This window comes from Hoylesella timonensis S9-PR14 (assembly GCF_000762405.1).
GTDB classification, from domain to species: Bacteria; Bacteroidota; Bacteroidia; order Bacteroidales; family Bacteroidaceae; genus Prevotella; species Prevotella timonensis_A.
Window position 1 is genome coordinate 1 of record NZ_JRPQ01000251.1, and the last position, 5,370, is coordinate 5,370.

2 protein-coding genes are annotated in these 5,370 nt (G+C 43.6%); both read right to left on the minus strand.

The window, feature by feature from the left end:
• Window positions 1-1,532 precede the first annotated feature (1,532 nt).
• A complete protein-coding gene (locus HMPREF9304_RS15335; protein WP_036929682.1) occupies window positions 1,533-2,030 on the minus strand; it encodes a PH domain-containing protein in 498 nt (165 codons plus the stop codon).
• Window positions 2,031-4,618: 2,588 nt separating this feature from the next.
• Window positions 4,619-4,948 (minus strand): OmpA family protein, encoded by a 330-nt coding sequence (locus HMPREF9304_RS15340; RefSeq protein ID WP_445236347.1) that lies wholly within the window; start codon window positions 4,946-4,948, stop codon window positions 4,619-4,621.
• Between the last annotated feature and the right edge of the window lie 422 nt (window positions 4,949-5,370).

The following is a 5,370-nucleotide window of genomic DNA, read 5'->3' on the forward strand; positions in this document are numbered from 1 at the left end:
GGCATACATGAAGAACTCTAAAAGGAGCGATACGTATATGGCTGTCCTGAAAATACTATATGTGCCTTGTATTTCTTTGCTTTCTTCCATTGTTTTTAATATTTTACGCTTTGTGCATGTTTCTTCCAAGTCTGTAGGCAGTCCTTTGTTACAGCTGCCATTTTACGTGGCTGGTATTCCTTTCCTGTACCTTTTAGGTCGTACCATGAGTCCATTATTGTAGTGTAATGAACCAAACGGCTTAATGTTCGGAGCTTCCGGTTGAGTGTCCGCAAATTNACACGTATNTTATCCATCACTTTGAGCCGTTCGNATTGTGTCATCTTTGCATTTTTGTCCTTGTTCTTCTTNAGTGGAAGNACCTGCTTNACATCGGCTGCGAGTTTCAANCCTTCTTCAATAAGATCNGTGTAAATTTTATTCTTTGACCTTGATAGGGCAACCGCCAAAACGTTAGCAGGCTGTCGCACGACTATCCCTTGGACAACCTTGAGATTCTTCCGTGCTTCATCCACCTCCATGTAAATACCATAGATGTTAGCAGCCACAGTCAGGATGTCATCAAACTGGTTCAAATAATTATTGAACTGTCGTTGGAAGTTTGTTGTAGCAGCAACTTCTTCGTTCAGATATTTATGCCCCGTGAGGTTCGCACACAACAAGGCATCCTGTGCCATTAAAGCCTTTTTCGCTTGTTTGGCATAATTATAAAACATTGTCGCCCTGACAGGATCAGGGCCACTCTGCGCAAATAGGCTTGGTGTAAAAAGAATAGCTACAACGATGCCNATGAACTTGAAATAAACGCTCTTTATTGTCCCCATGGCTTATGTGTTTGTCTGTATTTATAGAATTTAGCAACATTACTGATGGCTCTGCGCATTCGCTTGGATGAATCTTCGGCCAACATTTTATTGCTCTTGTTGATTTTTCCGCTAATTGCTCTGTTCCACACGTCATCAAAAGAGTGTACGGTTATACTCACCGAAAGCCTACGGAGCTTTCTGTTCAACCGCTCTAAATTATCATTCAAGTTCCACACGAGCTGTGTCCTTTCTGCTCCGTTGAGCATGTTGCCTTCTCCTCCCTTGGCAAGTATGTTTTTCAAAATCCTGTATGTACGGATAAACTCCGCTGCCGTTTCCATATAGAGATTATTCATCGACACAGAAGCAGCTATACCTTGCGGATTGATTCTGCAAGCTGTGTGGACTTCCCATAGTGCGGTAAGCGTCTGTAATCCATCCGCATAGAGCGTAGTGGCGGCTTTTATGGCTGAAGCATAACCTGACACAGTCTTCAAATAAGAATTGTATTTACTTTCCCATTCTTTCATCTTGGTATTGGCACGTGTCATGGCTGCCTGCTCTATGGCAAGGGCTGCCATAGCTCTTGACTGTTTCTTTATCTGACTGGCAAGACGTTCCTCACCTCCAGCAATAGCTGCGTATTCAAGCGGATTGGATTGCGTTAGTCCNTGTCCTGATGCTGTTATAGCTCCTAAAAGAAGAAACATAAAAATTGAAATGCGCTTAAAGCCTGTTTGTAATTTCATAAATACCCTTTCTTTTCTTGTTAAATTCGACTCGTTGACGTATCTCATCGACAATATTCATCCTTGCCTTAATACCNATCATATCCAGCTGTGGATTGTTTCTGTCTCCAGAATAGATGGTGATGGTCTTCAGTCCAAACAGTTGCTGGGGCAACGACTGATGCTGCCGATAGTCGACAACACGATAAAGCTCGATATAGTCCGTTGANTGCGAAAACAANCCATGNAGAGTGATTAACTGTTCCCCTGTCAGGACATATTCGATCCTTGCCATATAAACCACTTGGAAAAACAGATAGAAANCAAGAAACAATGCTGGCCATATGAAAAACTCATGGAAACGAAACTCCATAAATTTGCTTATCCAAAAACTTGCCAGGCANAGCAATATCCCAGGCAGCTCATTGATACAGAACTGCCCCCAGTGGGGACGAATTGTTACCGTTTGGAAAGGCATAAATTCATGATTGAGCATATAGCGAATATTGTGAGTGGTTAAATACCCATACCTCTGCCTTCAGATGGACCTCTTCTAAGCTGCTCATTCTCTGACTCGTAAAGAGCCGCAGAAACCGCTTCGGGAGAAACAACGCCGGGCTTGGAAAATACGTTTCGGCTNGCATAAATTTCAGGACGGAAACGTGGCTCTGCCATAACAGAACCAACAACATCCATTCCCACNGAGACGGCAGCAAGGATAGCAGCTCCCAAGTTAAAGCCGTGTCCCGCTTTTGTCTTCATCTCCACTTCTGGGAAAATCTTATCGAAGAGNTTCATTCGCTGGGTGTCATTGATGGCACGGAACTTATCAAAATCTTTTTGAGTAATCTCGTGGGAAAAGACATTGCCGTCTATGACGGCGGTCATCTTGTACTTCCCTTCTATTATCTTTCCTTCTGCGTCACGCAGACGCTCCACGGCTATATCTCCGACTTCGGTTGCCCTTCCATGTCCACCGCTCCTGACCCATTCCTTGTTTGGTTTCAGATTCTCCAAGGACTCACCGTTTACGTTAGCCTCTCCGTTAAGGGCAATCCTTACGCTTTGACGCAATTCAGTCAATGTGGGTTGGCTCTTGCCTTCAGCTACCAAAATCCTTTCGCTCTTGGAAACGATTTTTTCATCCGACTCTGATAGGGCTGTGGCTTTGATATGTTCCGTATCTTTGAAAATCGTTCTGTTCAGNGCATCTGCCATACGTTCNTTGTACTTCTTTTCTACCTCGGTTTCCANCGAATCTTTTATATCAACATTCTCGGAATAGGAAGATGTGCGTTTCTCTGTAGTAGAAAGAGGCAACTGAACTTCCTTGACGACTGACAGGGGTTGTTTTTTCTCATCAGTTATNGGAATGATGGTGGAAAGTAGTTTCGCCTTTCCCNCATCATCCGCATTCTTGAAAGCAAGATACTGCTCTTCGGTGATTTTGTATGACCACATGCCAATATCTTTACTCTCACGCATATTCAGCATATACTCGCCGGAAATNTTNTCCTTGTAAGCCATTGCTCCCATAATGGCGGCAGTGATGTTGTCATTAACAAGGTTGTAACGACCGCCCAATACGGCAACACCGTTGGCTTCTTCAATCCTTCCAGAACGCACAGGGTCCTCCAAAGTACCATTGGAAGAACTCTTTATCTTTACTTCATCAAATACTTTGTCGAACAGCTTCAGACGGTACTCGTCATTATAGTTGATGAACTTAATGTAGTCCTCTTTGGATATGTCATGTGCCATGACTTGATTGTTGATTACGGCGGTCATACGAAACGTGGTTGCTCCCTTGCCATCATTGACAGGTGACACTTGAATCTCACCGACAGAAACAGCACGTCCGTCCTTTACTGGAAGATAAAAACCTTCATTTGGATTAAGGACACGCCCATCAACGACACCGATAGAGTTCCAGCTGTCTATAAAGCCGCTTCGGTAGTCCTCACGCATGTCTTTCATATCTATGATATCAAGTTTGGATGCCATATATTGATTGGCTACCTCCTGATGAACCCCTAATTCTTTCTCCACTTCTGGCTTCAGTTTGATGTCTACATAATCCTTGCTGTTCAGCATCTCTATGGTTATCCTGTCGGCAAAGTCTTTCCCTATGACGGCATTTAATATGGCGAGGCGTTCATTCACGGACACACCGTCCTTGTTGTGTACGCCCTTCTTATCGCTGTACTTAAATTTCTCATTCATAAGTTTCTTAGTCTCATCAAGATTTAACTTATATTCGAGATTGGTAGGAACGGAGGCGGACTTGATGGTCAGCAAGTTATTTTTTTCGTCTATGACAACTCCGTGTGAAGACAATACTTGTTGGAATTTCTGGGCTGACATATAAACTGGCGAACTGATGGAGTCAAGGGGTACAGCCTGTCCCTTCGGTCTTTCAACCTTGGGCTTCTGCTGTTCACTGATACTCATGGACTGAAGAACGTCCTGTTTCTGCTTCACACCTTTGTCATAGAAACCATAGGCACCAGTTTTCATCTCTCCGGGACGCAAACGTCCGTCAGGACGGTCTATAACAACAGGTGCGCTGCTGGCATAGAAGGGTCTGTCATCTATACGCCTGATACGTCCACCGTGGACAAGTCCTATCAAGCCATCTATAATATTGTCAAAACGTCCGTATCTCGGTCCTTCAAAGGGGAAGAAGAAATGTGGTTCTCTGTAACCATATTCTCCATGAGCAAGACGGTGTCCGTCAAGTCCCATGTTGATAGGGCTGTTAGCATTGCGAGCAGCAACAAACGATCCAGGAATGTAATAATCCTCCTTAACGATGTCAACAAAAGTATTGTAGGCTTTCTTATCCCAGGCATTTGTCCCACTGTTCATCAGGTTCTCAACCTGCTGCTGGTTGAGAGGATAGCGTCTTGGCTCTGATGAATTATGCGACAAAGTGACAAGCTCATAGTCACCTGTCTGTGTCATGGCGATGTGCGCTTGCATACCGTTGGCGTTGAGAGTGTCTTGAAGACGCTGTGATATATCTGTAACGCCATAGTTGATGTTTTTTCTTAAAATAGCCATATTCTTTTGTTTTAGTACTTCTTATTTTTGTCTATAAAGGATAACACAGGTGTGACGGTTGGCAGTATAAGGCTTGTAAAGATTGATACCACCTCTGCTTGCTCCCGTCATTCTCGACTTAGGCACTCCAGCGTTTAGTAACAGTTTGGCAATATAACGGCAGCGTTTGATGGCCAATCTTCTGTTNTGCCTTGGTGAACCAGTCTTGCTGTCNGCAGCACCGACAATACGTACGTCCAAGTTATACTCCTTAACGGCAGCGGCAATCTCTGGAATATTNACTAACTGTTGNCTGTCGACAAGTTGCGTGGTATTGCGTTTGAAGAAAAACAAAATAGGAGCATCAAACATGGCAATGTTNTCATCAACAGTTTCTTTTGTNCTATCTGTATTNCCTGCNGCAATTCTTTCNTGAAGGGATTTAAGACCGCTGTAATTGTTGCGTGGATAGGTTAANGGAANCCGTGACNATTCATCATTTACAGCNATCAATCTTTTNTTCTTAGCTTTCCAGCCCAAATGACCAATGCCTACGGTAAGACCGATACTCCCTGAAAGAAGGTTGTCACCAAAACGCTCCTTCTCTCCATATCCATCAAAATTCTGACCGGCTGTTATTCCGTCAAAGGAAACGGACAAACTGATACGTTCAGTTAAATTGTAACTTCCAAAAATACCGAATGAAAAGGCAAAGGAGTTTTCCTTCAGGTTATTGTGTCTTATAAGTCCCGCACCTATATAAGGACTTATATTCCATTTTGCAGGNTTCTCNA